We start from the raw sequence: 24,448 nt of genomic DNA, 5'->3' as shown, positions 1-24,448 counted from the left end.
CCCGTCCCGGAAGTCGTGGGACGACTTGCCCGTTTCGTCACTCGCCGGGAACGGCACCGCCGGTCGCGGCGCAAAAGGCTCTCGGTACGGTCAGGCTACTCCCGGTCGAGGAGAAGAGGGCGGATCAGCCGTCCGACTGTGTCTTCTCCGTCTCCTCCAGATCCTCCCGATCCCCCTCCCGATCCCCCTCCTGTTCCTCCTCCTGTTCCTCCTCCTGCTCCTCCATCAGGCGGATGCCCTCGTGCGTCAGTGACACGGCCGCGGGGGTCTGGTGCGAGGTCCAGTCCACGCTGATCAGGCCCTCGTCTGCGAGATAGGCGCAGGCGGCGGAGAGGTCCTCGTCGGGCAGGCCCAGCTCGGCGCGGAGCACCGATCCGCTGACCTCGGGGCGGTTGTGCTCCGCAGCCTCGTACAGGGATGTCAGGACCGACTTGCGGTTGTGCTGGCGTTCGTGGAGTTTCGTCATGGCTGTCGTTCTCCGAGGTGTTGACGGCCACGCGGGGACGGACGCGACGACGGATCCTGGTGGCCTCACAGACCCGGGTCACACCTCGTCGGCGTGTGTCTGGTCATGGCCTGTCGATTCGCTGGTCGCCAGCCAGGACCGTGCGGGTTCCGCGGCGTGCGCGGTGTCGAGGGTGAGATGGAGCCGGGTCCCTCCTCCGCGGCCGGCGGGGTAGCTGCGCTGCTCGTTCGAGGCGAAGCAGTGCCGGAGCACTTCGGCGACACGACGGGCGACCTCCGGCGTCGCGGCGACGATGCGGACCTCGGCGTGGCTCTCGGAGGGCAAGGGCTCGTGATCCATATGGACCTCCTGGCAGGCGACGGGCACGAAGCGGTCGCTGCCCGGCAGGCTGGGCGACGGCTCGGGAACCGCGGCGCGTTTCCACGACGGCCCCTTTCTGAAGGGTATGCCGGGTAAGGGCGGCCGGGGGGGGGGGGGGCGCCGCCGGCCCCGCCCGGGGGGGGGTCGGGGCCCCCCCCGTCCGGTGACCGGGCGGCGAGCGGAGCCGGCCTGTGCCGGGAAGCGGCGAAAGCCCTGCGGAAGGCCGGTGCCCTTCTCGGCGTCGGACGCCGGCGTCGTCGGCGACCGGCGGGCCACTGTGGCGGGCCCGCCCGGGAGTACGGTGCACACGCCGAGGGCATGCCGCGTACGGCTCCGACAACGGTGCCACTCTCGGGAGAACGCCTCCGCACGCCGACACCGGCCGGGTCGATGACCGCCTGCAGGAGCTGGGCACGACCTGTACGCGGAGGTCTTTGGGGGCGGCCCATGGGTGTGGATCCAGGCGCGTACGGCCTTTCTGCGGCATCTCGTGGCCGACGCACGACGGTCCGCGTACCCGCCGCTGACCGCAATCGCGGAGACCACCGCTTTGACCGGATGCGCCCATGGCTTTCCCGCGGGCAGCGACGGTCCGTGTGGGAGGGCTTCGACGGACACCTTCCGGGGAATCTGCTCCCCCGTGCCGCCTCCGGGTGGCGAGGCGCCGGAGACCACGCCCGTACGACCTTGCCGCCCGGTCCGTTCCGCGTTCCGGTGCCGCTCCGGGGACGTGGGCACCCCCGTCGTCGATCACGCCTCGGCCCCGGTCAGGGCATGGGCAGGCGCAGGGCGAGGAGGGCGATGTCGTCGGTGCTGCCGGGAGGCGTCCGGGCCGACAGCTCGTCGCACAGGGTGTCCAACGGTTCGTGCGCGAGCGAGAGGGCATGGCGGCGCAGTCGGCCGAGCCCCGTGTCCAGGTCGCTGCCGGGAACCTCGATCATGCCGTCGGTGTAGAGCAGCAGCGTGGACCCCGGCGGCAGGACGTGGGAGGCGCTCGGCCGGTGACCGCCGGCCCCCAGGTGGGTTCCGAGGATCAGTCCCTGCCCGGCTTCGAGGTACTGCGCGTTTCCGTCGGGGGTCAGCAGCAGGGGCGGCGGGTGCCCGGCACTGGTCCAGTGCAGCGTCCAGGGGCCGGTGTCGGGGCCTTCCACCCGGGCGAGGACGAGGGTGGCCATCGGCACGGTGGTGATGGCGTGCATGGCGTCGTCGAGACGGTCCACGACGGCACCGGTCGGCCCGGTGTGGTCCCAGGCGAGGGAGCGCAGGATGCCGTGCAGCTGCGCCATGCCTGCCGCGGCGGTCAGATCGTGGCCCACGACGTCGCCGATGACCAAGGCCAGCGTGCCGTCCCTCAGGGTGAACGCGTCGTACCAGTCGCCACCGACCTGCGAGCCGGCCGGCGCGGGCTGGTACCGGGCGGCCAGCTGGAACCGGCCGTGCCGGGGCAGCGGGGGGAGGAGGTTGTGTTGCATGGCCTCGGCGACCGCGCGCTGCCGGCCGAACCGGCGGGCGTTGTCGATGACCAGGCCGACCCGGCGGCCGATGTCGCTCACCACGTTCAGGTCGCCGGTGTCGAAGGGTCGTGCCGGGTCGGTGCGCACCAATGTCAGGGCACCGGTGACCTGCCGTCTGGTGCCCAGCGGCACCGTGATGACGGATGCCGCACCGGTGGCGCCGAGGAAGGCGCTGTGGACGGCGGCCAGCGGGGAGTCGGGCGGTGCCTCCCTGCCCGTCCGGTCCTGCAGCACGGGATCGCCGCCGCTCAGTACCTGGACCAGCGGCGAGTGGGCCGCCTTCCCGGCCGGCGGAAGATGACCGCGCCAGTCCTCCTGGCCGGCGTCGCGGCCGTCGGGGCCCATCACCGCGACCCGGTGCACCTGGCGGGAGCCGACCCGGAGGTCCACCGCCGCCCAGTCGGCAAGGCGGGGAACCAGAAGCCGGCCCAGCCGGGCGAGGGCCTCATCCACCTCCAGGGTCTGACCGAGGACGTCGGTGATCTCCGCGACGAGCGTCAGCCGCTCGGCGAGACTCTCCAGAGCGCTCGCATGGGCTGCTCGTTCCGCCCGTTCCGCCCATTGCGCCTGCTCGGCACGTTCCGCACGTTCCCTGCGGGCACCGCGGTCCGCCGCCGTCTCGACGATCAGCACGACCATGCCCTGGGAATCGCCATCGTCCGTCAGCGGCGTAGCCGACCAGGAGATCGGGGTCAGCCGTCCGTCACCCCTCAGGCTCCTGTCGTCGTCCCCGCGTGCCGAACGCCCCTCGGCCAGTGCCCGCAGCAGCGGACAGTGCTCTCGTGGGATCCGGGCGCCCCCGGGGTCCCGATGGCACAGGTCGTGCAGGTCTTGCCCGTACATCGCCGCTGCCGCGCGCCCCAGCAGCCGCTCTGCGGCCGGGTTGACCGCGACGATCCGCCCCGCCGGGTCGATCACGGCCACGGCCGTGCCCAGCTGATCGACGACCCGCTGCCACAGACCCGGCTCCGCTGCCGACAGCCGCCACTCGTGCTCTCCGCCGGACCTCAAGCCCTCCACCACGCCGCCCTTCCCTGCACAGACCGCACCGCCGCCGGAGGCCCGGCCCCCCGGGGGGCACGGAGGCGTCGGTGCCCCGATGGTCCCTCTGCGAGTACCCGGCCGCACGGCCGACACGACGGCGTACGCGCGACACCGCCGTTCGGCTGCTCCTGCCGGGCCTGCCACTGCCGGTACGGATCGCGGCATCGGACGTCGCGGTTCTCTCCGTGTGCACGGGGGGGCCGGGGGTGTTTGTGGGGCGCCGTAGGGCGGGTTGGCCCGCGCGGGTGGTGCGCCGCACACGCCTAAATGCCCCAGGTCTCCGACCTGGGCCTCAACCATGGAGCGGGTGACGAGAATCGAACTCGCGCTCTCAGCCCGGGAGGCCGCGGTCATGTGCGGCCGGTGCGGCGGCCGCCCTGACCGAACGGCCGGGTCGCTGTCACTGCCTCGCCGGCAGCGCCGGCTTTCACCGCGCCGACCCTGCTCGACCCGCGACGCCCGGGGCGGCGTCGCGCGTTCACCCTGTGCTTTTTCGTGTACAACCCTTTGTTCATCGCGCGTGTCGTATCTCGCTGAAACCTCGGTTCACTGACGGGAGCATGACCTTGCGGATACGTACCTTCGCCGTTGTGGTGACTGCTGCCCTTGCCGTCGCGGGGCTGGGTGCTCCCAGTGCCGCTGCGGCGCCGTCCGGGCTGTGGGACGACTTCAACGGTGACGGGTATCGCGATCTGGCGATCGGCACGCCCAAGGCGAGCGGTGGGACGGTCACGGTCCTCTTCGGCTCGTCTTCCGGCGTCAGCCCCGCCCGGTCCGTGAACATCACCCAGAACACCCCGGGCGTCCCCGGGACCTCGGAGCCCGGCGACCAGTTCGGCGAGAACGTCACCAGCGGTGACGTCGACGGCGACGGCTACGCCGACCTGATCGTCGGCGCACCCTATGAGCAGATCACGGGTAAGCCGGACGGCTCGGTGACCATCGTCTGGGGCGGAGCACACCCGTTCACGTCCGGCGGCACCATGCTCACCGCCCCGAACGCCGGGGCCGTCGGGTTCGGGACAGGCGCCGCCTTCGCCGACCTCGACGGCGACGGCACCGGCAACCTGGTCGTCGTCGGTGCCAACAGCTTTTGGTGGTACGCCGAGGGGAAGCCCACCCAGGACGGCGCGCTGGCGCCGGAGGTGGGGTTCCTCCCCGCGGGCGTACGCCTGGACGGTGTCGTCGCCGGCCACTTCTCCAGCACCGACGGCAGCGACTTCGTCCTGTACGGCCGGCGCACGGACAGCACCGGTAACTACGTGGGTCTGCTCCGCGGCGGTCCCGGCGACATCGGCTCCTCCTACTCGGTGCTGGCCGAGGGCGGCGCCGAGGGCGGCGCCGCCTGGGACCGGGCCGTCGCGGCGGGCGACATCAACGGCGACGGATACGACGACCTGGTCACCGGCAACACGGATGTGGCCAACGGCGGTTCGTTCACCGTGCGGTACGGCAAGGCGGCCGGACCGGCCGCCACGGGCAAGACGTACACCCAGGCCAGCCCCGGTGTCCCGGGAACCGACGAGAGCGGCGACGACTTCGGCGCCGCCGTCGCGGTGGGCGACGCGACCGGCGACGGCTACGCGGACATCGCGGTCGGCGCCTCGTACGAGGACGTGGACGGCCACCGGAACGTGGGCGACGTCGTCTTCCTCAAGGGCAGTTCGGCCGGACTGACCACGAGCGGAGCCCAGTTCTTCCACCAGGCCACGCCGGGCGTACCGGGCACCGCCGAGGCCGGCGACCACTTCGGCTCCTCGCTGCGGCTGCGCGACATCAACGGCAACGGCAGGGCGGACCTGGCGATCGGCGCGTTCGGCGAGGACGTGGTGGCCGGGGGTTACGACGACGGGGCGGCGTGGGTGCTGCGCGGCGTGACTTCGGGCCTGACGACGTCGTACGCAACCGCCTTCAACGCGACCGACTTCGGCTATCCGATGGCCGAGGGCCGCAAGTTCGCGGATGTCTTCGCCCGCTGACCACACCGTTTCACACCGAACTGCCTTGAGTATTACGAGGAGACGCGAACAACGATGCGTAACAAGGTTCTCTCCGCGGCGGTGATCTGCGCGGCGACCCTGCTGGGCCTGACCGCGCCCACCGCCGCTCAGGCCCAGCCCACCGACGCCGCCGCGCCGCAGGGAGACTTCAACGGCGACGGCTACCCGGACCTGGCGGTGGGCGTGCCCTCCGCGCAGGTCGGCGACAAGGCCGGGGCCGGCTATGTGAACGTCGTGTGGGGTGGCCCGGACGGCCCGGGCAAGTACGGCTCCGTACGGATCAGCCAGGCCACGAGCGGAGTGCCGGGCACTCCCGAGGCGGGTGACTTCTTCGGCTCCGCGGTCACCGCCGCGGACGTCGACGGCGACCACTACGCCGACCTGGTCGTGGGCGCCTCCAGCGAGTCGCTCTCCGCCGACAAGTCCGCCGAACAAGGCACCGTCACCGTGCTGCGCGGCTCTGCCTCCGGCTTCACCAGCGGTGGCTACACGGTCGCGCGAGGTACGAGTGAGTTCTCCCGGGTCGGCGCGGTGATCGCCGCCGGGGACGTGACCGGCGACGGCCGCACCGACCTGGTACTCGGCCTCAGCGGCGAGGAGCACGGCGGCGCCGTGCTGCGTCCCGGCCCGCTCACCGCCGACTCCCCGGACACCCTGAGCGGGGAGGTCGCCGGGGCGGACTTCGGCCGCGTGACCGCCCTGGCCACCGGCGACTTCGACGGTGACGGCGACGACGACCTCGCGGTCTCGGTCAAGGCGACGGAGAGCAGATTCGTCCGGATCTACCGCTGGCAGGACGGCGCCCCGGTGCAGCTGTGGAGCACCACGGCCTCCGCCGCCTCCCTCGCCGCCGCCGACTTCGACGCGGACGGCACGGACGACCTGGCACTCGGCTACTGCTACCCGAACTACGAGGACGACGCTCCGGACTGCGCGGACTACTCCACGGGCCGTGCCGAGGTGTTCAAGGGCGGGCTGGTGAAGGTGGCGTACGGCTCGAAGTCCGGCGGCTTCGGTGCGCGCACCCAGGAGATCCAGCAGGACACTCCGGGCATCGCCGGCACCGCCGAGTCCGAGGACCGCCTCGGCGCAGCGGTCGCTGCGGGCGACGTCGACGGAGACGGCTACGCCGACCTCGCCATAGGTGACGAGTACGAGGCGGTCGGCTCGCGGCAGAACGCGGGCACGGTGGTCCTCGTACACGGCACCGCCACCGGCCTGCTGTCCTCCGGCGGTACGGCGACGAGCGTCGGCTTCACCCAGAACAGCAGCGGCGTCCCGGGCAGCGCGGAGTCGAGCGACCGGTTCGGCGCATCGGTCCGCCTCCAGGACTACGACGCCGACGGCTACGCGGACCTCGCGGTAGGCACTCCCGGCGAGAACTCCGCCAAGGGCGGCGTCTGGCTCCTCCCGGGCACCGCGCAGGGCCCGACGGCGACGGGTTCGAGGGCACTGACGCCGGGGAGCCTCGGGCTGCCGTCGTCGACGAGCGCCCTGGAGTACGGGCTGGTGATCGGCCGCGGCTAGCGCGGCCCGGCCTTCGAGCCCTGGCGCAACGGCCTGTGCGGGCCGCGAGCGGAGCCGCCCGGCCCAGGCCGGGCGGCTCCGTGACGTCCTCCGCTCCGACCGGGCCCACCAGCCGCCCCGACCTTGCCGAGGCGGTCGAAGGGACTTTCCCTCAGCACCCGGACGCTGAGATCGCGCTCGGCTTCCCCGGCCCCGGCGTCCAGCCCGGCGCCCGGGTTCTCGCCGAGGCCGGAGACGACCGGCCCCGCTTCGCGGACGCGGGGCCGGAGCCGGCAATCGCGCTCTCGGCCCGGGAAGCGACGGCGCTGGGATGCCCTTGTGCGCTCTGACCCGCAAGGATTTGCAGCGCCGCCGCAGGCGTGGGGGTCTGGTGGCACCGCTGCCGACCATGGCTGTCCGCTCTGCAGGGCACGCCATGGGCACGCCTTCGGCCGAGGGTCCGGGAGGGTGCTCTCCGCGGCCTCAGCGAGTTGTCCGCCTCGGCGGAGGGAGCGGCGTTCCGGCGTCCGGCATTCGCCCCCAGAGCCAACCGGCTGCGCACTGCCGGCTCAGGACACGTCGCGGCGCATGGACGTGGTGACGGCGAGCACCGCGAAGACGAGCATGTAGACGGCGAGGACGGCGCCGGCGCCCCAGCGCGGCAGCAGGTCCCCGGTCGTCATTGCCCTGGCCCCGGCGCCGAGTGCCTGACCGGCGTTGAACGGCAGCCAGCGGGCGAGACCGCCGATCAGCTGGCCGACGATGCCTTCGACGAGGGCGACCCACGCCAGCGCGACGGCGACCGCGCCGACCAGGCTGCGGACGAGCGCGCCGACTCCCACGCCGATGGCGGCGAACGCCGCGTCCCAGGCGATGCCGCCGGCGATCGTGGCCCACATCTGCGAGTCGGTCCACGCGAAGGACACGCCCTTGTCCGCCCACCAGGCGGCGGCGACGCCGAGGCCGACGAGGCTGCTCACCACTCCGGACACCGCGCCGAAGACGGAGTGGACCAGGAGCTTCGCCCCGATGACGCGGCCGCGTGCGGGAGTGCTCAGGTATGTGTCGGTGACCGTCTTGTGCCGGTATTCCCCGGCGACCGCGAGGATCCCGAAGACCAGCGTGAACATCGAGGTCAGGCCCACGTGCGCGAGCGCGTCACTCTGCGTGGCCGTATCGAGCGCCTTGTCGCCGGAGACCACCAGACCGCTGACCCCGGCGATCACGAGCAAGGGGGATGCGGCCAGGAGCAGCCATGGGCTGCGGACGGTGCGCAGTTTCAGCACCTCGGTGCGGATCAGGGTGTGCATGTCGTTCGTTCCTCGCGCTCAGGGGCGGGCGGACGCCGTCGTGGCGCCGGTCGCGGGGTCGGTGTCCGGGTTCGACGTCAGCCGGAGGAACGCGGCTTCCAGCGTCTCCCCCTTCGCTGCGGTCAGCTCGGCCAGCGGGCCCGCGTAACGCAGCGTGCCGCCCGCCACGATGACCACACGGTCCACGGTCTGCGCCACCTCGCTCAGCACATGGCTGGACATCAGTACCGTGCGGCCCTCTTCGGCCAGACCGCGCAGCAGATCCCGCAGATCGGCCATGCCCGCGGGGTCCAGCCCGTTGGCGGGCTCGTCCAGGACGAGCACCTTCGGGTCGCCGAGCAGGGCCGCGGCCAGGCCGAGCCGCTGGCGCATGCCGAGGGAGTAGCCGCCCACCCGCCGGTGCGCGGCACCGGCCAGCGCGACGCGGTCCAGCACCTCCTCGATCCGCGAGCCCGGGATGCCCCCTGCCTGGGCGAGGATCCGCAGGTGGTCGCGGCCGCGTCGGCCGGGGTGGAACCCGGTTGCCTCCAGCACCGCACCGACCACCCGCCTCGGCTCCGTCAACTCGGCGTAGTGGCGGCCGTCGATCAGGGCCCGGCCCGCGGTGGGCGTCACGAGCCCGAGGAGCATGCGCAGTGTGGTGGTCTTGCCGGCCCCGTTCGGACCGAGGAACCCGGTCACCACCCCGGGCTCGACGCCGAAGGTCAGGTCGTCGACGGCGGTCACCCGGCCGTACCGCTTGGTCAGGCCGTCGATCGTGATGCCGCCGTTCATCGCGTCCGCCGGCGCGGGATCTTCGGAATGGTCACGTGCATCGGGGTTCTTCCCTTCCCAAAGGCGTCAAATGACTTGCTCTCGACGCCCGGCACCGGACGTCGGCATCACCCTCCCGAGCCGGGCGCCGCGCGTCGTCGGGCGGCCACGGTAAAAGCGGCTGCCGCGGACGCGGTGGTCAGGCGGCCGGCTACCGCGTCCGCGGTACGGCCGGCTGCCGCGCAGGGCCGACGGCGGTCCGCGGGCGGCCGCCTATCGTGAAGGCATGAGTGTCCTCGTCCACCTGCGTCAGGCCGCCCGCCGGCATGCGCACCTGGCGGACGCGGCAATCGCCCTGGCCGTTTTCGCCGCCACCCTGCTCACCGCGTTCGCGGGGCGTTCCGCGGTGGCTGGGGGCCACCGCACCGTGGCGATCACCGCCGCGGCGCTCGGCTGCGGGGCGCTGGCCGGGCGTCGCCGTCGCCCGCTGATGGTCCTGACGGCCAGCGCGGGGGCCGCGGAGGTGTTCCTCGCCGAGAGCGGCAGCACCAGCGGTGTGCTGATCCTGCTTGCCCCGTTGATCGCCCTGTACACCGTCGCCGACCTGGTCGAACGCCGCCCCGGCCTGATCCTGGGCTGTGCAGCGGTGGCTGTGCTCGCCCTCGTCCACGCCGTGCACAGGCCGGCACTGCTGGGCCCGCAGAACCTGGCGTTCATGGCGCTCGGCGGCCTGGCGATCGCGGCCGGCGACTCCTCCCGCAACCGCCGTGCCTACCTCGCCGAGGCCGAGCGGCGCGCCGAGCGCGCGGAACGGGAGCGTGAGCTGGACGCGCGGCGCCGGATCGCCGAGGAACGGCTGCGCATCGCCCGCGACCTGCACGACGCCGTGGGACACCATCTCGCGCTCATCAGCGTGCAGTCGAACGTCGCCGGGCAGGCGCTCGACAGCGACACGGCGGCGGCGAGCGAGGCGCTCGCCCATGTGAAGTCCGCCAGCCGCAAGGCCCTGGGGGAGTTGCGCGACACCGTCGGTTTGCTACGACAGCCAGGAGACCCTGTCGCCCCCACCGCGATCCCCGCGCCCGGACTGGACGGCCTCGACGAGCTCCTCGCCTCGCTGCGCGCCTCCGGACTGGGCATCGACTTCCGTGTCGACGGCAAGGTGGTGCCCCTGGCACCCGCGGCCGATCTCACCGCCTACCGCGTGATCCAGGAGTCACTGACCAACGTCTACAAGCACTCCGGCCGACGGCAGGCACGCCTGACGCTGCGCTACGACCGGCACGAGCTGCGCATCACCGTCGACGACCCCGGAGGTGAGCGCGCTGTCGGCGGACGTGCCCAGACCTCGGGCCCGGTCCCGGCCGGCCGGCACGGCATCGTCGGCATGCGCGAACGGGTCCTCGCGCTCGGCGGGCACTTCACCGCCGGCCCGCGCCCGGGGGGAGCCTTCCGGGTGACCGCGGACCTGCCCTGCCAGCCCCTCGACCTCGCCCCGGAGCCCGCGCCATGACCATCCGAGTAGTCATCGCCGACGACCAGCCCCTGGTGCGCACCGGTTTCAAGGCGCTGATCGAGCCGGCGCCGGACCTGGAGGTGGTCGGCGAGGCCGGTGACGGGCGCGAGGCGGTGCGACTGGCCAAGACCGCGCGGGCGGACCTGGTGCTGATGGACATCCGCATGCCGGTCCTGGACGGCCTCGCGGCGACCCGGCTGATCACCGGGGACGAGGACCTCGCCGGGGTGAAGGTCCTGATCCTGACCACCTTCGAGATCGACGAGTACGTCTTCGAAGCACTGCGCGCCGGGGCCAGCGGCTTCCTGGGCAAGAGCGCCGACGCGGAGGAGCTGCTGCAGGCGGTCCGCACGGTCAGCCGCGGCGACGCACTGCTGTCCCCCGCCGCGACCAGGACCCTCATCAGCCGCTTCCTCGCCACCCCCGCCACGCCGCAGCCCCTGGACGAGGCGGCCCGCCGCGGTCTTGACGCGCTCACCGAGCGCGAACGGCAGATCACCACGCTCGTGGCAACCGGGCTGTCCAACGACGAGATCGCCACGCAGCTCGTGCTCAGCCCTGCCACCGTCAAGACCCATGTGAACCGCGCCATGGTCAAGGTCGGCGCACGCGACCGCGCCCAACTCGTCGTCTTCGCCCACCGCAGCGGCCTGGCAGACGGGCGGTGAGCCTGTCCCACGGCGGCGGGTGAGGCCCGCCTAGGGGCTGTGTCGGACGGGGGTGATGACAGGTGGCCCCGGTCAGCCCGCCCGTACCGCACGTGACGTTTGAGCATGCAGGTGCGCTGGGTATTGCGGGCAGCCTGTGTGACGGCTGTGCCCAAGTCACGGGAACGAACAGGGGGATGAGGGTGGCTCCGCGTGCAGCACGTCATCGGCGTTCGCTGAAGTGCCGTGTTCTTGCGGGGGCTTGTGCCGCCGCGGCGGCCGGGAGCGAGGCCACCGCGACGACGGCCATGAACGCGGAGGCGGCGTGGACGGCGACGCGACGTGTCGGCGCCGGGCTGGTCCGCCTCCGACCCGCTTCAGGTCCCGGCCGACTGTCCGGGCGACGCCCCGCCGGCCTGGCCGGCCGGCGACCTGTCGGCGACGAGCTCCTGCCGGTCGGCGACCGGCCCGACCTCGCCCTCGGAGACGGCGACGGCACGTCGGTCTTCCGCACGGTCGTCCCCGCGTCGACGCCCCCGTACAGCCGCGCCCGGACCAGCGCCCGCCTGAACGGCCGTTCCCGCCCCTTCGGCACCACGAAGACGCCCACATCGGACGGCCGGACACCCCAGGCCGACACTCGCTCCACCGCCCGGTTCACGGCGATCCGGCAGCAGGAGGGCCTCCCGTACACGATCAAGTCCGTCACCGGCCCCTGACCGGCTTCGACTGCCCCGCCGTTCCCGCTCGGCGGGTTCCCACTCTTTTCTCTGTGAAGGAGACACATGCGCAAGCGCGCTGCCTTTGCCCTGCTCAGCGCCGTCGCCGCGCTGGCCGGCTTCGCCGTCCCCGGTGCCTACGCGGACGAGACCCAGACCGACGTCCAGATAAGCAATGTCTCCTTCGACGGTGGCAAGAACATCGTGGTCGATCTCTACGCCGAGACGATCACGGTTTCAGGGACCTTCACCCACCCGTCGGGCATCCAGGACGCGGACTTCGTCCTGTGGCGTGGACCGGATGGTGCGAACCCCTACGAGACCTACGACGACCGCATCGTGTCGAACCAGTACTACAGCCATGCGGACTGCGTCGCCTCGAGTGCCACCACCTCCACCTGCTCGCAGACGTTCTCCCTCGAACCGGACTGGAAGTACGGCGGCACCGCGCTCACCAACGCCCACGCCGGCACCTGGAAGGTCAGTGTGCAGGGCGTGGCCAATGACGACAGCTGGACCCAATCGGCGAGCTACACCACGACCCGTCTGCAGCGGCACTCCAAACTCACCGTGAACGCAGGCCCGGAGCCGGTCGCCAACGGCGGGACCCTCACCGTCACCGGCAAGCTCACCCGGGCCGACTGGGACAACCTCGACTACCGCGGCTACACCAACCAGCCGGTCAAGCTCCAGTTCCGCAAGGCCGGCACCACGACCTACACGACCATCAAGACCGTGTACACCTCCAGCACCGGCAACCTGACGACCACGGTCCCCGCGTCGGAAGACGGCTACTGGCGCTGGAACTTCGCAGGCACCTCCACCACCCCGGCGGTCAAGGCGACCGGCGACTTCGTGGACGTGCAGTAACCCGGACGTCGCTCTCGACCGCTCACGCTCGCACGGCGATCAGACAAGAGCGCCCTCGCTCTCCTGCAGGCGAGCGAGGGCGGGAACTGCTGCCCACCACTGATCCACGCCACTCCCCTTCGCGCAAGACGGTTGCTGTACTTCGCCGCTGTACGGCATCCGCACCGGCCGCAGGTTATGGCCCCGGCACCGGTCCGCCTCATCCAACCCGCCCGGCCGTGCCCGGGCAGCCCCGGCCGGTCTGCTTCGCCCCGAACCGCCTCTTCCGACGATGCTCTGACCAGCGAGCGTCCGACGCGGAATCCGACATCTCCATGGGTGGCACACATGCTTGTCATGACAGTGCTCGTCGTCCTGCTCTGCTTCGGCGTCGGGACGATGCTGGTGCGGCGCGGTCTGAGTAGTTGGCGCATGCAGGCTTCCGCCCGGTCCCGCTCGGCGACCCACACCCGGGACATGTGGGAGGGCACTGAGCGAGTACTGCTCCCGCTGGGAGCGTTCTCGTACTTCCTCGGCGCACTCATCGGAACCGTTGAACATCTCAACGCCACCCATGGCATCGGTGGCGTGAACCAGCACCTGTCGGTGGTGTCGGCGACCGTGCTGCTCGTCCTGCTGGCCGGCACGACGGCCGGCGCTTCGACAGTCGTCGCGATCGCTACGGCGGGCAGGCCCCGTTGCCTGGTCCCTCCGCATCTGCGGCGACAAGGTGCCACCAACGACCGAGCCGGGTTCATCGGATACGTCCCGGTCGGCGACGAGGAGGATGATGACGAGTCCGCGCGTGGCGGTTACCTGATCAGCGTTGAACCTGGGGCACCCACGATGACGCTGACGGAACGGATCGGCTCCGCGCGGTCGGAGAGCCTCTCGGTCTCCGTCGCCCACCACGAACTGCCGGCGGGCGGGAACTATCTGCTCGGCGGCCCCGGGGAGCCAACCTGCGAGGTGGTTCGGATCCCGGCAGGAGAACCGATGCCGGGAGAGCCCCTACGTATTCTGCGGGGGAGGTTCAGGACCGTCGCATCCGCCCACCCGGCAGGCACGCCGGTCACGCCGGTCACCGCCGAATACGTCGAGGACTGGGCCAAGTGGATCAGCCCAGGTGCCCTTTCACGGCCCGGAGACGGCCCAGAAACGTAAGCTCGAACCTGGTCTCGGCCGCCCGGTAGGCCTCATCATGGGGCGGTGCACGGTGGCCGGGCAGGAGGGGCGAATGGACCGGCAAGTCGTTCATGACGAGCTGCGCCAGGCGAGCGTGGCGTTCCATCGGCTCTTGGACGCCGCCACGGCCGAGGACCTGCGCCGCCCGAGCCAGGGGACGCGATGGAACAACGAGCAGCTGCTCTATCACATGCTCTTCGGCTACATGGTCGTGCGGGCGCTGCTTCCATTGGTACGCCTGTTCGGCCGCCTTCCTCTGGGCGTGAGTGGTGCTTGGTCTCGTTTGCTCGACGCGTCCACCCGCCCGTTCGACGTGATCAACCATCTCGGGGCGGTGGGCGGTGCGCGGGTTTTCAACCACCGCCGCATGGGTGCGCAGTTCGACCGCACTGTCGCGGCCCTACACCGCCGCTTGGACGCCGAGCCAGAAGCCGAGTTGGCGCGCATGATGCGGTTTCCGACGCGCTGGGACCCGTTCTTCAAGGACGTGATGACCCTGGCCGATGTCTACCGTTACCCCACGCAGCACTTCGGCTTCCACCGTGCCCAGCTCACGCTGACCCCGCCTGACTGAGCGGGGACGTCCACGCCCGCATGTCCTTCGCCAAGGTCGCCGAGCAGAGGAAGCGGGGTGCCGTCCACTCCCATGCGGTCACCCGCCCCGACGGCCCGGTGATCGGCGGGCACGCGGCGAGTGATCACCGAGGACAGCACAAAGGCCCGGGTCTCTGACCTGGGCCTTAGTCGTGGAGCGGGTGACGAGAATCGAACTCGCGCTCTCAGCTTGGGAAGCGACGGAGCTCGGGCGGACCATATGCCTCTGACGTGCACAGATGCCGTGTGCTCGGGTGGTGCTGCGGATCCGATCGCACCGCTGCTGACCGTGGTTGTCCGCTCTTACGGGCACGCTGTGGGCACGGGCCGCGATGACCGGTGGGCAGAGCACGTGCGCGAACGGCACTGTGCTCGGCTGAGCTCGGTCGGCGGTCCAGTAGCCAGAGCGCACCGCCGGTCCTCCAGCACCTCGCGCAGCGCGGTGTTCACCGTGTCCTTCTTGGTGCTGGTGCTGGTGCTGGTGCTGGTGCTGGTGCTGGTGCTGGTGCTGGTGCTGGTGCCGGGGCCGAGGGCCTTGGCCACGTCCGCGACCAGCTGATCGTCGAGGTCGATCACAGTCCTGTTCACGACTACACCTCCTATTGATGCACGACATGGACAGACGGGATTCGCCACCTTGCCACCAGCGGTCGCGACGACGGAGCGCTGAGGTCTGGGACGCGCGCAAGGATCCGGCGCATGGCACAGCTCGGTGGGCATGGCTTCGAAGGACGTCGGCCGAAGCGCTTGCGTGCACGGGCTCTGCGTTTGCCACCGCTGTTTACGCCGACCAGCCCGAGGGGACCTTCGCAAGTGCCCAGCCCTTCCGGTGGAGTGTGCCCCTGCGACGCGAACGGCTGCCGCGATCGCCCGGGACTCTCGCGTTCGGCGTCGCAAGGCGCAGAGCACGGACGAGGGCGTGGTTCGCAGGAACTGAGGCGGGTCTCTTCGCCGCGTTCCGCGCGGACGAGTGGCAGATGCTGATGCCGGCGAGCGTGGACCGGTTCCTCGCGGTGCGGGCGGATACGGCCCGCGCCCGCGTGATCAGCCGGAACCGGAACTGCCCGCCGCCTCACTCGTGGCGCGACGGTACTCCTCATTGATGCGCTGAGCTTCCTCGAGCTGGTCCTCAAGGATGACGATGCGGCAGGCAGCCTCGATCGGAGTCCCCCTGTCGACGAGCTCGCGGGCACGAGCGGCAATCCGCAGTTGGTAGCGGGAGTATCGGCGATGTCCTCCCTCCGAGCGGAGCGGAGTGATCAGGCGAGCCTCACCGACGGCTCGGAGGAAGCCTGGGGTGGTTCCGAGCATCTCGGCTGCCCGACCCATCGTGTATGCGGGGTAGTCGTCGTCATCCAGACGATCATCAAGAGGGTTGTCCGCTGTCATGTCACCTCGCTGTGCAACGCAGTCGAGGGGGGGCGGGGGGGGGGGGGCGGCGGGGCCCCCCCCGGCTCGGGCCGCGGCGGGGGGGGGGGCCCGCCCGCCGCGCCCCACCGCCCGCCCGGCCCGGAGCGGTGGCCGACGGGTGCCCGGTTTCCCGGCCGCCACCGGCACCGTCCGTGGACGGGCCGACGGAACCGACGGCCGCGACCGCGACACCACCCAGGGCGAGGCCGGCGAACGCCACACCGAAGGTCAGTCTCACGGGGCGCCGGGCACGCCGCTCCGCCGGCACCCGCCAGTCGTCGCGGCGCCTGGTCCGCGCGCGGTGCACACCCGTGTCGCGGGCGGCCCGGAAGGCGGCCAGGGCCCGCCGCTCGGCCTCGGGATCGAGAGCGACCGCGCGTACGGCGCCGGCCAGCGCCGTCTCCAGCGCCGTCTCCAGCGCCGTCTCCAGCGCGGTGTCCTGCACGTCCCACGGGCCGGACGGGGCGTCACCCGGGCGCACACGTCGACGGCCGGTTCCGTCGCCGCTCAGCCGTTCACCCATGTCCGTATCCGTTCGTGTCCGACAGATTCGATTCGTCCGATGTTCGGACCTGGTGCCTGTACGTCGGCACACTGTCGTCGTTGTTGTTCATTTCGACTCCCCCAGCGTTCGGGAAGCCTCATCCGTCACATGTCTCCCGGCCCGCCGTCGACACCCAGCTGGCGTGCGAGGCGTTTCAGGCCCCGGTGGGCAGCGGTGCGCACCGCTCCCGGGCGCTTGCCGAGGACGCGTGCGGCGGCGGGCCCGTCCAGGCCGACGACGACCCGCAGGAGCACGGCCTCGGCCTGGTCCCGCGGCAGCCCGCGGACCAGTTCCAGGGCGCGCTCGGTGGAGAGGGACTCCAGGGCCTGATCGTGGGTGCTGTGCGGGGCTGCCAGGTCCAGTACGTCCTGCTCGGTCCCGCCCGCGCGGGGCCGCACCCGCTGGCGGCGCAGGTGGTCCAGCGCCCGGTGCCGGGCGATGGTCGCGGTCCAGCCGCGGAAACCGGCCCCGTCCCCCTTGAAGCGTCCGAGGTCGCGGGCTATCTCCAGCCAGGCGTCGGACGCCACGTCCTCCGCGTCGTCCCCGACGATTCCGCGCAGATAGCCGAGCAGGCCCGGCTGCACGATCCGGTAGGCGGCCGCGAAGGCGGACTCGTCGCCGTCCTGGGCGCGCGCGACCGCCGCCCCCAGGTCCCCGTCGTACTCCTGCACGCGCCTGGGTTGCCGTACCTGGCCCAAGACCGTCCTCGTTCGCACCGTGTTCATCGCGACTCCGCGCCCTCCGTCGCGCTCGTGCCGCCTCTACGGCCCCGTGGAGACCAGCGCACGCGCTCACGGAAGTGTCACAACGCACCGGCCGCCCCTCACAACGCACCAGCCGCCCCTCACGCCGCAGCCTGCGCCGGGCGCACGCTGCGGCGGCGCGCGACCGGCCCGGCTCCGGCCGGGTGACGTTCCCGGTCGGCCGCGCCCCGGGGGAGCACCGGGTCCGGCACCGTGTGGTGAGGGCGACCGCCCCCCAGGACGCCGGCACATCACTGCCCACCACCTGCCGGACCGCACTCCGTGCGCCTCCGGACTCCCCCCGCGGGCGGCGCGGAGAGGGAAGGGGCGTAATCGCACCGGCGCGGCGGGCGGTCCCGGTGTCAGGGCGTGCCCGCCGTCGCGTCGCGGCACAGCAGCCGCAGCGAGCCGTCCCCGGTGAAGCAGCGGTGGGCCTCGTCGATGGGATCCCACAGCCGTCCGTCGGCCGTGCGGATCCGGTGTCCGCCCTCCGCCGTCCACCACTCGGCGCCCGCCTGGCGGACGATCACCTCGCCGGCGTACGCCCCGAAACCGCGCAGCACGCGTTCCACCGCGGCGTAGGGCGTCTCCTCCCGGCGCAGGTCGTCGATCATCCGGTCGACGCACCACAGGCTCGACGCCGAGTAGTCGAGGCGCAGCCGCGCCCCCTCCCGCATCGTCGCCACCGTGTCCGCCGCCCACCGCACCGGCCTGGCCGCAGCGAGGGGTCTCGTCTCCTGTTCCGTCGTCACACCGGGAAGAGCGAGGTCGGCGGCCGATCCGTCACCCGGTTCCGGAGATCGCCGGGACGCGATCCGTCGTGGGGCGTGACGCATCGGCACCTCCGTGCGCTCCTTCCGGCATGAGCACCCACCTCCGTCTGCGAGCGGTTCCGCCCCCGGCGCTGCGCAACAGCGCGACCTGGATCGAGCGCATGTTCGAGGAGGAGCCGGCGGCCGCGCGGCTCCGTGCCGGCCGGCACGGCGAGGAAGCGCTGGGCGAGCGCTATCTCGACCAGGAGCGCATCTACCGGGGCGCTGCCCGGCACCGCGCGGAGGACCGGCCCCAGGCCCAGGTGGTCCTGGGCGGCCGCCCGGTGTTCCGCCCCGACCGGCGCAAGCCGCCGTTCCTCGTGCTCACCGCGGCCCAGGCCCGCCGGGTGGCCGGATTCCTGGCGACCGCCGACTTCGACGCCCTGTGGGCCTTCGCCCGCGACGAACTGCTGCCGCGCTACGGCGGTGTGACCGCGGAGCCCCGCGTCTGGGGCACGTTCGCGGCGGCGCACCGGGAGCTGAGCGCGTTCTACGCGCGGACGGCCGAGCGCGGCGACGCCGTGGTGAAGTGGCTGGCGGCCTGAGGCGCACCGGCCATACGACCGGTCACCCCTTGTTCGGCTGACCCTTTTCAGCCGACTTGGCCCTTTCTGTGGGGCCAAGGTGTAACACTTCCGGCCGCGTTCGCTCTTTCCATGGAGGACCGTGTCGGGGCGGCCTGGCTTCGGCCTGTCCTCGTCGCGCCTTCCGGCATCCCGGACCGCACGGGACGCCGCGGTCGTACGCGAGAGGACAGTGATCGGAGCTCATGAGCGGACACCGGCGCCGGCCGCCGCAGCGCCTCAACGGCGGCACGCGTGCCGGGGGTGACCGTTCCACGAGCCGCCGGGCCGCACGGCGAGACCCGGAACCCCGGCAGGACCTGCCGGGCCGTGCCCGCAGAAGGGCACCCCGGAAGAAACGTTGGATCGACTACCCGCGCCGGACCAGGACGGGCCCTCGCCGCTGGCTGCCCTCGCTGCGCCAGCTGCTCGCGCTCTTCACGCTCTTCATCGGCGGCACGGCAGCGGCCGTCGGCTATGCCTACGCCACGGTCACCATCCCCGACCCGAATCCCACCACCCTGCTGCAGAACAACGTCTACTACTGGTCGGACGGCACGGTCCTGGCGACCGACGGCCGCGTCAACCGGCAGAACGTGACGCTCTCGCGGGTACCCGCCGACGTGCGGTGGGACTTCATCGCCGCGGAGAACGCCTCCTTCTACACCGACCCGGGCATCGACCCGAAGGGCATCCTCCGCGCCGTCGTCGACATGGCCGAGGGCGGCTCCGTCCAGTCCGGATCGACGATCACCCAGCAGTTCGTCAAGAACACCTACCTGGATCAGTCGCAGACGGTCTCGCGCAAGTTCAAGGAACTGCTGATCTCCACCAAGATCGGCGCCGCCATGAGCAAGGAGCAGATCCTCCAGGGATACCTGAACACCTGCTTCTTCGGCCGTCAGGCCAACGGCATCCAGGCCGCCTCCCGCGCGTACTACGGCGTTCCGGTGGACAAGCTCGACGTCAGCCGGGGAGCCTTCCTCGCCGCGGCGGTCAACGAGCCGAGCCTCTTCCAGCGCGCGGACTCCGATCCCGCCGCCCGGAAGAAGGCCGAGGCGCGCTGGTCCTGGGTGCTCGACCGGATGGTGGACATCGGCAGGCTGACGCCCCGGCAGCGGGCGCGGTACGCGGCCGCCGGATTCCCCGCCCCGAAGAAATGGAGCCCCGGTTCGGGGCTGACGGGCGAGACCGGATACCTGGTCCAGCTCGCCCGGTCGTACGTCCAGACACACGACCGGACCGTCACCGACAGCAGCCTGAGCAGGGGCGGCTACCAGATCCACACCACCTTCGACCGCAAGAGGACGGCCGAACTGGCCAAGGCCGTAGCCGCGGTACGCAAGCAGCGTCTCGACCCCGCCCACCGGTCCGTGGACCGGGGCGTACAGGTGGGTGCCGCCTCGGTGGAACCCGCCACCGGCCGGATCCTCGCCGTCTACGGCGGACCGGGCTTCGACCACGCCCACTACTCCGACAACGCCGACACCTCCGGTGTGCCGGTGGGATCGACCTTCAAGCCCATCGTCCTCGCGGCAGCGCTCCAGCACGGTGCCGTCCTGCGACCGGGCGAGTCCGCGGAGAAGATCACGCCGACCAGCAGGTTCAACGGCGACGACGGCATCAGGATCAAGGACCAGCAGGGCAACTACGTCACCGACACCAAGGACCCCACGGGGCTCCTCCACCAGCACAACGACACCGACCGGCGCTGGGGCTACATCTCCCTTCGCAAGGCGATGGAGCAGTCGGTCAACACGCCGTACGTGCAGCTGGGAGAGGACGTCGGCTACCGGAACGTGGCGGACACGGCCCAGTCCCTCGGCCTGCGCCCGAACAGCCTCGCCGGCCCCAGCGCCGGCTTCTACATCGGCACGTCCACACCGAGCGCCATTCGCATGGCGGGGGTGTACGCGACGTTCGCCGCCGAAGGGATGCAGGCCACCCCGTACTCGGTGACGAAGGTGACCCACAACGGCTCGGCGCGGCCCGGCTTCACCGCTCCCGCCGCCGTACGGGCCCTGCCGGCGCCGGTCGCCGACAACGTGACCGACGTCCTGCGGGGCGTCATCGCCCGGGGCACCGGCACCAAGGCCCAGGCTCTCGGCAGGACCGCGGCGGGCAAGACCGGCACCACCGACGACTACCGCTCGGCCTGGTTCGTCGGCTACACCCGGCAACTCGCCACCTCCGTGGTGCTCTTCAAGGAGGACCCGAAGCACCCGCAGCTCCAGTCGCTGGTGGGCGTCGGCGGCCTGCAGAAGGTGTTCGGCGGTGACATCCCCACCGAGATCTGGACCCGGTACATGCGCGGCGCCCTCGCCGGACTGCCCGACACCCCCTTCCCCGCGCCCGCCTCCCTGGGCCGCGGCGCCGACGAGCCGGGCGCTCCCTCGTCCTCCCCGTCCCCGTCCAAGCACGGCGGCCAGAACGGAGACAAGCACCGCAGCAGGACGAGCCCCGGGGACAATGCCGGGCAGACCGGCCCGACCGCCCGCGTCAAGTGCCGTCACCACAAGTGCCGCTGACCCGGCCGGCCGGGGTGTGCGTGCGGGTCGGTGGTGCCGGGTCACACGGGCGAGGGCCTGGGCGGCGTCCGTCGTGGTGCGCTTCCAAGGCGGCACGGTTCGGACACCCCGCAGCCGCTTAAAGGGTGATCCGCCGCGGGAAACGGGTGATCACGAGTGGTGGCTCACACCTTTGGCTCTCTCGTACTGATATCTGCATGTTCATACGGCTTGGTGATCGTACGAGAAGGAGAGCGCATTGACACGCAGGATGACGGCACTCTTCGTCGTCGCGGGCCTGGTGGCTGCCGTGCTCGGCCTGGCTGCCCCCGCTCAGGCCGATCCCGCACGGCAGCTCAAGGTCGCCACCTACAACATCTATCAGGGCGCCGACCTCACGCCGCTGCTCACCGCCCCCACCCCTGAGGAACTCGTCAGACGGGCCGGTATCGCCTATGACCAAGTGGTCGCCACCGACTTCCCGTCCCGTGCCCGAGCGCTCTCCCGCCTGCTGCAACGGGAACACCCCGCGGTGATCGGCCTGCAGGAAGTCGCCCTGTGGGCGAAGGGACCACTGAACGGCTCACTCCACACCACCTATGACTTCCTGAACATCCTGCTCCGGGAGCTGCGCGCGGCCGGTCTCCACTACAACGCCGCCGCGATCGACACGACCTTCAGCGCCACCCTGCCGATCAGCGCCACCGAAAAGGCGAGCTTCACGGACCGTGACGCGATCCTGGTGGAAGGCGGGGTCCGGGCGACGAATCCGCAGTCGCACCTCTATGCGGCCAAGCTGGTCGTCACGACCCCGACCGGTCTCACCTTCACCATCCCCCGCGGCTGGTCGGCGGTGGACGTCGACCTCGCCAAGAGCGAGGGCAAGGGCCGGCAGACCAATGGGCATCCGGAGACGGTACGGGTGGCCACCACACATCTGGAGCCGGCCGCGCCGCCGATCCGAAACGCCCAGGGCAACGAGCTGCACACCGCACTGGCACAGTCGCCGTACCCGGTTGCCGCGGTCGGTGACTTCAACTCCCCGCCCACCGACGCGACGGGCCCGTACGGCACGTTCACCACCGGTGGCTACGACGATGCGTGGCAGGTCGTGCACGGTCCCGGGGGCGGATTCACCGCCCACCAGGACCCCGATCTGCGCAACCTGCCGTCGAAGCTGGACGAACGCATCGATCACGTCTTCTACCAGCCCTCGCGGCTGCAGGCGGTCGCCGCCGAAGTGATCGGAGATCGGGTGAACGACCGGACACCCAACGGACTGTGGCCGTCCGATCACGCCGGCCTGTCGGTAGCGCTGCGTCTCAGGCAGCGTTGAAGCGAACGCCGTGCGGGTCGCAGGCTTGCGGGATGCGCCGGCGCAGGGCCAACCGGGCGACGCGGTACGCCGCTCGGCGCCGCCGAGTCGCCGAGATGCGGCCGTCGGCGAGATGTGCTGGGCTGAAGACAGGGTGGGAACGCGTCGTGAAGGGCTGCGCTCCCAGCCGGCGCCGCGCGGGAACGGACCAGGCCCGCGCGACGGCACGCCGTGGACCGCGCCCGGACGGCGGAGATGCTGATGATGCGCAGGCAGATGGAACCACGCAACGGCGGGAGTCTCCGGCCGGACCCGCCGCGACCGCTGCCCCACGTCTCCCGGCACGGCACACCCCCGTGCTGAGAGTGGGCACCTTCCTGCCACCCGCCTCCCTCGGCGGGGCCGCGCCGCGCGGTGCGCGCGGTGAGGTCGGCAGGATTCCGGCCGACGACCAGGCCCTGTTGATGGAACTGCTGCCGGGTCTGAAGGACGTGGAGTTCCTGCACGGCCTGGACATCCGCCGCTCCTGCATCCGCAACGGCAAGGTGTACTGCGGTGAGGTCTGCCTCAACGAGCTCGACCTCTACGTCTGGCACGCCTGGATGGCCCGCGACCCCGGCGGCTACACGCTCGAGGCCCTGCGCACGCTCAGCCTGGACCTCCCCGTCGTCCCCGATCCGGCACGCTTTTCGACCGGCCTCGACAAGTACCGGGCACACCTGCGGCTGTCCCGGGCAGGCCTCCCGGTCCCCGACACGATCCTCATCGGCCGTCACAACACGGAAGCCGCGGCCCCCGTCCTCGCGGAGTGGGGCCGCGCCATGCTGAAACCCCGGCTCGGCGCCTACGGACAAGGGGTCCTGCTGGTTGAGGACTTCACGACCCTGCGTGACCTGGCGGGCTATCTGGAATACACCCTCGCGGCCGCCACGGAGGGCACCTACCTCCTGGAGCGGATCTGTCCCAGCGGTGGCTCCGCGGACTGGTTCGGCACCACCCTCGTCAACGGCTCGCTGATGTACGGCTATCGCAAGCGCAGCCACCGCTTCACCCGCCTGGCCGACGACGTCTGGAAGGTGTACGACCCGGAGGGGATCGGCGGGGATGTGGACGGCTGCGATGTCCCTGCGCCACTCGCCCGACTCGCCCAGCTCGCCCAGCAGGCGCTGGGCCTGCCCCTGGTCGGCTTCGACCTGATCGTGAGTGAGGGACGGCCCGTCATCGTGGACGAGAACACCTTCCCCGGTCTGTACCCCGAACTCTTCGCTGCCGCAGGGCGCTCCCTCGGCCATGAACTCTTCGCGCTCGTAGGCGAACTGGTCGGTGACCTGAGCGGGAACGGTTCCGGGGGACCGGAGGCACCCACGCGTGGGAGCCGGCCCAGGACGGCGCTCCAGGCGGGTCCGGGCCGATCCCTTGCCGGCCGGGAAGAACCCGGAACACCGAGCGGTGTGCGGCAGCGTGCCTAGGCGCGGTGCCGATGACGTCGCCCGCGTCCCGCACCTCGCGCGGCGGGTCGGAACTGCGCCCATACCCTCTTGTACTTCGTCCATAACCTCCGCATTCGGATTGCGCGCGATTTCCGGAGCTTTGCCGCCATGTGGTGCATGATCGAAATGCGATCGGCGTTCCGCACCCGGACGATGGCGATGAAGAGCGGAGCGCGGTCCTCGTGAAGGCTGACCGCTCCGCTGTAGTCATGCGTCAAAGAAAGAGGGAACCATGACGGCAACGACGGAGACTCCCACTCGTGAAAAGGCCGAGGCAGGCCAAGAAGAGTTCGGTGAGGAATCCGCCTTCGGTCCGCTCCTGCTGGCAGCGATGCTGGCCCGTCGCGAGGATCGCGATGAGGAGCCGATCATCCAGCACCCGCTTCTCCTGGCCGCGCTGATGCGCCGTCGTGAGCAGCGGGAAGAGCCGCTGATCCAGCACCCCCTCCTGCTCGCCGCGCTCATGCGCCGGCGTGGTGAGGAGCGCGGCGAAGAGTCCATCATCGAGCACCCGCTTCTCCTGGCCGCGCTGATGCGCCGTCGTGAGCAGCGGGAAGAGCCGCTGATCCAGCACCCCCTCCTGCTCGCCGCGCTCATGCGC

At 71.6% G+C, this 24,448-nt stretch carries 22 protein-coding genes and 1 pseudogene; 13 read left to right on the top strand and 10 right to left on the bottom strand.

Annotation, left to right across the window (positions count from 1 at the left end; translation table 11 throughout):
* Positions 1-124: 124 nt before the first annotated feature.
* The 3 genes from ACFW2E_RS07350 to ACFW2E_RS07340 form a co-directional block, all read right to left on the bottom strand.
* The gene (locus tag ACFW2E_RS07350) at positions 125-466 is read right to left on the bottom strand and encodes a hypothetical protein (RefSeq protein WP_384462752.1); all 342 of its coding nucleotides are present in this window, start codon (positions 464-466) and stop codon (positions 125-127) included.
* A gap of 78 nt (positions 467-544) precedes the next feature.
* Positions 545-805, bottom strand: a complete 261-nt coding sequence (locus ACFW2E_RS07345) for a hypothetical protein (RefSeq protein WP_384462749.1) — start codon at positions 803-805, stop codon at positions 545-547.
* Between the two features lie 788 nt (positions 806-1,593).
* On the bottom strand, positions 1,594-3,363 hold the full coding sequence (locus tag ACFW2E_RS07340) for a SpoIIE family protein phosphatase (RefSeq protein WP_384462745.1): 1,770 nt from the start codon (positions 3,361-3,363) through the stop codon (positions 1,594-1,596).
* Positions 3,364-3,944: 581 nt separating this feature from the next.
* Between ACFW2E_RS07340 and ACFW2E_RS07335 the strand changes: the two genes are divergently transcribed.
* Together ACFW2E_RS07335 and ACFW2E_RS07330 are read left to right on the top strand one after the other, a co-directional pair.
* Positions 3,945-5,363 carry an FG-GAP repeat protein gene (locus tag ACFW2E_RS07335; protein ID WP_384462742.1) on the top strand — a complete coding sequence of 473 codons (1,419 nt, stop codon included), beginning with the start codon at positions 3,945-3,947 and terminating at the stop codon, positions 5,361-5,363.
* Positions 5,364-5,417: 54 nt separating this feature from the next.
* Positions 5,418-6,911 (top strand): FG-GAP and VCBS repeat-containing protein, encoded by a 1,494-nt coding sequence (locus tag ACFW2E_RS07330; RefSeq protein ID WP_384462739.1) that lies wholly within the window; start codon positions 5,418-5,420, stop codon positions 6,909-6,911.
* Positions 6,912-7,459: 548 nt separating this feature from the next.
* Here ACFW2E_RS07330 and ACFW2E_RS07325 read toward each other — a convergent pair.
* Together ACFW2E_RS07325 and ACFW2E_RS07320 are read right to left on the bottom strand one after the other, a co-directional pair.
* Positions 7,460-8,200 carry an ABC transporter permease subunit gene (locus ACFW2E_RS07325; RefSeq protein WP_384462736.1) on the bottom strand — a complete coding sequence of 247 codons (741 nt, stop codon included), beginning with the start codon at positions 8,198-8,200 and terminating at the stop codon, positions 7,460-7,462.
* An 18-nt stretch (positions 8,201-8,218) separates the two neighbouring features.
* The gene (locus ACFW2E_RS07320) at positions 8,219-8,974 is read right to left on the bottom strand and encodes an ABC transporter ATP-binding protein (protein ID WP_384462733.1); all 756 of its coding nucleotides are present in this window, start codon (positions 8,972-8,974) and stop codon (positions 8,219-8,221) included.
* 265 nt (positions 8,975-9,239) lie between these two features.
* Here ACFW2E_RS07320 and ACFW2E_RS07315 point away from each other — a divergent pair, with 265 nt between their 5' ends.
* The 6 genes from ACFW2E_RS07315 (at position 9,240) to ACFW2E_RS07290 (ending at position 14,443) form a co-directional block, all read left to right on the top strand.
* Positions 9,240-10,466 (top strand): sensor histidine kinase, encoded by a 1,227-nt coding sequence (locus ACFW2E_RS07315; protein WP_384462730.1) that lies wholly within the window; start codon positions 9,240-9,242, stop codon positions 10,464-10,466.
* Positions 10,463-11,137 (top strand): response regulator, encoded by a 675-nt coding sequence (locus tag ACFW2E_RS07310; RefSeq protein WP_384462727.1) that lies wholly within the window; start codon positions 10,463-10,465, stop codon positions 11,135-11,137. The genes ACFW2E_RS07315 and ACFW2E_RS07310 overlap by 4 nt, the downstream gene beginning before the upstream one ends.
* A gap of 287 nt (positions 11,138-11,424) precedes the next feature.
* On the top strand, positions 11,425-11,835 hold the full coding sequence (locus ACFW2E_RS07305) for a hypothetical protein (RefSeq protein WP_384462724.1): 411 nt from the start codon (positions 11,425-11,427) through the stop codon (positions 11,833-11,835).
* 66 nt (positions 11,836-11,901) lie between these two features.
* A complete protein-coding gene (locus tag ACFW2E_RS07300; protein WP_384462721.1) occupies positions 11,902-12,705 on the top strand; it encodes a calcium-binding protein in 804 nt (267 codons plus the stop codon).
* 327 nt (positions 12,706-13,032) lie between these two features.
* Positions 13,033-13,848, top strand: a complete 816-nt coding sequence (locus ACFW2E_RS07295) for a hypothetical protein (RefSeq protein ID WP_384462718.1) — start codon at positions 13,033-13,035, stop codon at positions 13,846-13,848.
* A gap of 73 nt (positions 13,849-13,921) precedes the next feature.
* On the top strand, positions 13,922-14,443 hold the full coding sequence (locus ACFW2E_RS07290; RefSeq protein WP_384462715.1) for a DinB family protein: 522 nt from the start codon (positions 13,922-13,924) through the stop codon (positions 14,441-14,443).
* A 323-nt stretch (positions 14,444-14,766) separates the two neighbouring features.
* On the opposite strand, the gene ACFW2E_RS07285 is transcribed toward ACFW2E_RS07290, so the two are convergent.
* From ACFW2E_RS07285 to ACFW2E_RS07265, 5 genes and pseudogenes are all read right to left on the bottom strand, one after another.
* Positions 14,767-15,051, bottom strand: a complete 285-nt coding sequence (locus ACFW2E_RS07285; RefSeq protein WP_384462711.1) for a hypothetical protein — start codon at positions 15,049-15,051, stop codon at positions 14,767-14,769.
* A gap of 456 nt (positions 15,052-15,507) precedes the next feature.
* The gene (locus ACFW2E_RS07280) at positions 15,508-15,852 is read right to left on the bottom strand and encodes a MerR family transcriptional regulator (protein ID WP_384462708.1); all 345 of its coding nucleotides are present in this window, start codon (positions 15,850-15,852) and stop codon (positions 15,508-15,510) included.
* A 1-nt stretch (position 15,853) separates the two neighbouring features.
* Positions 15,854-16,396, bottom strand: a complete 543-nt coding sequence (locus ACFW2E_RS07275; protein ID WP_384462705.1) for a hypothetical protein — start codon at positions 16,394-16,396, stop codon at positions 15,854-15,856.
* 87 nt (positions 16,397-16,483) lie between these two features.
* Positions 16,484-17,115, bottom strand: a pseudogene (locus ACFW2E_RS07270) (RNA polymerase sigma factor).
* Between the two features lie 407 nt (positions 17,116-17,522).
* Positions 17,523-17,912, bottom strand: coding sequence for a hypothetical protein (locus ACFW2E_RS07265; protein ID WP_384462702.1), 390 nt, complete (start codon positions 17,910-17,912; stop codon positions 17,523-17,525).
* A 110-nt stretch (positions 17,913-18,022) separates the two neighbouring features.
* Between ACFW2E_RS07265 and ACFW2E_RS07260 the strand changes: the two genes are divergently transcribed.
* The 5 genes from ACFW2E_RS07260 to ACFW2E_RS07240 all read left to right on the top strand — a co-directional run.
* A complete protein-coding gene (locus ACFW2E_RS07260) occupies positions 18,023-18,517 on the top strand; it encodes a DUF1877 family protein (protein WP_384462700.1) in 495 nt (164 codons plus the stop codon).
* A gap of 224 nt (positions 18,518-18,741) precedes the next feature.
* Positions 18,742-21,063, top strand: a complete 2,322-nt coding sequence (locus tag ACFW2E_RS07255) for a transglycosylase domain-containing protein (RefSeq protein ID WP_384462697.1) — start codon at positions 18,742-18,744, stop codon at positions 21,061-21,063.
* 238 nt (positions 21,064-21,301) lie between these two features.
* Positions 21,302-22,378, top strand: a complete 1,077-nt coding sequence (locus ACFW2E_RS07250) for an endonuclease/exonuclease/phosphatase family protein (RefSeq protein WP_384462695.1) — start codon at positions 21,302-21,304, stop codon at positions 22,376-22,378.
* A 344-nt stretch (positions 22,379-22,722) separates the two neighbouring features.
* Complete coding sequence (locus ACFW2E_RS07245) at positions 22,723-23,826, top strand: RimK family alpha-L-glutamate ligase (protein WP_384462692.1); 1,104 nt, start codon at positions 22,723-22,725, stop codon at positions 23,824-23,826.
* Positions 23,827-24,079: 253 nt separating this feature from the next.
* A partial coding sequence (locus tag ACFW2E_RS07240; protein WP_384462689.1) for a hypothetical protein occupies positions 24,080-24,448 on the top strand: 369 nt, incomplete at its 3' end.

This window comes from Streptomyces sp. NPDC058964 (assembly GCF_042741275.1).
Classification (GTDB): Bacteria; Actinomycetota; Actinomycetes; order Streptomycetales; family Streptomycetaceae; genus Streptomyces.
This window is presented reverse-complemented; position numbering and strand designations above follow the sequence as displayed.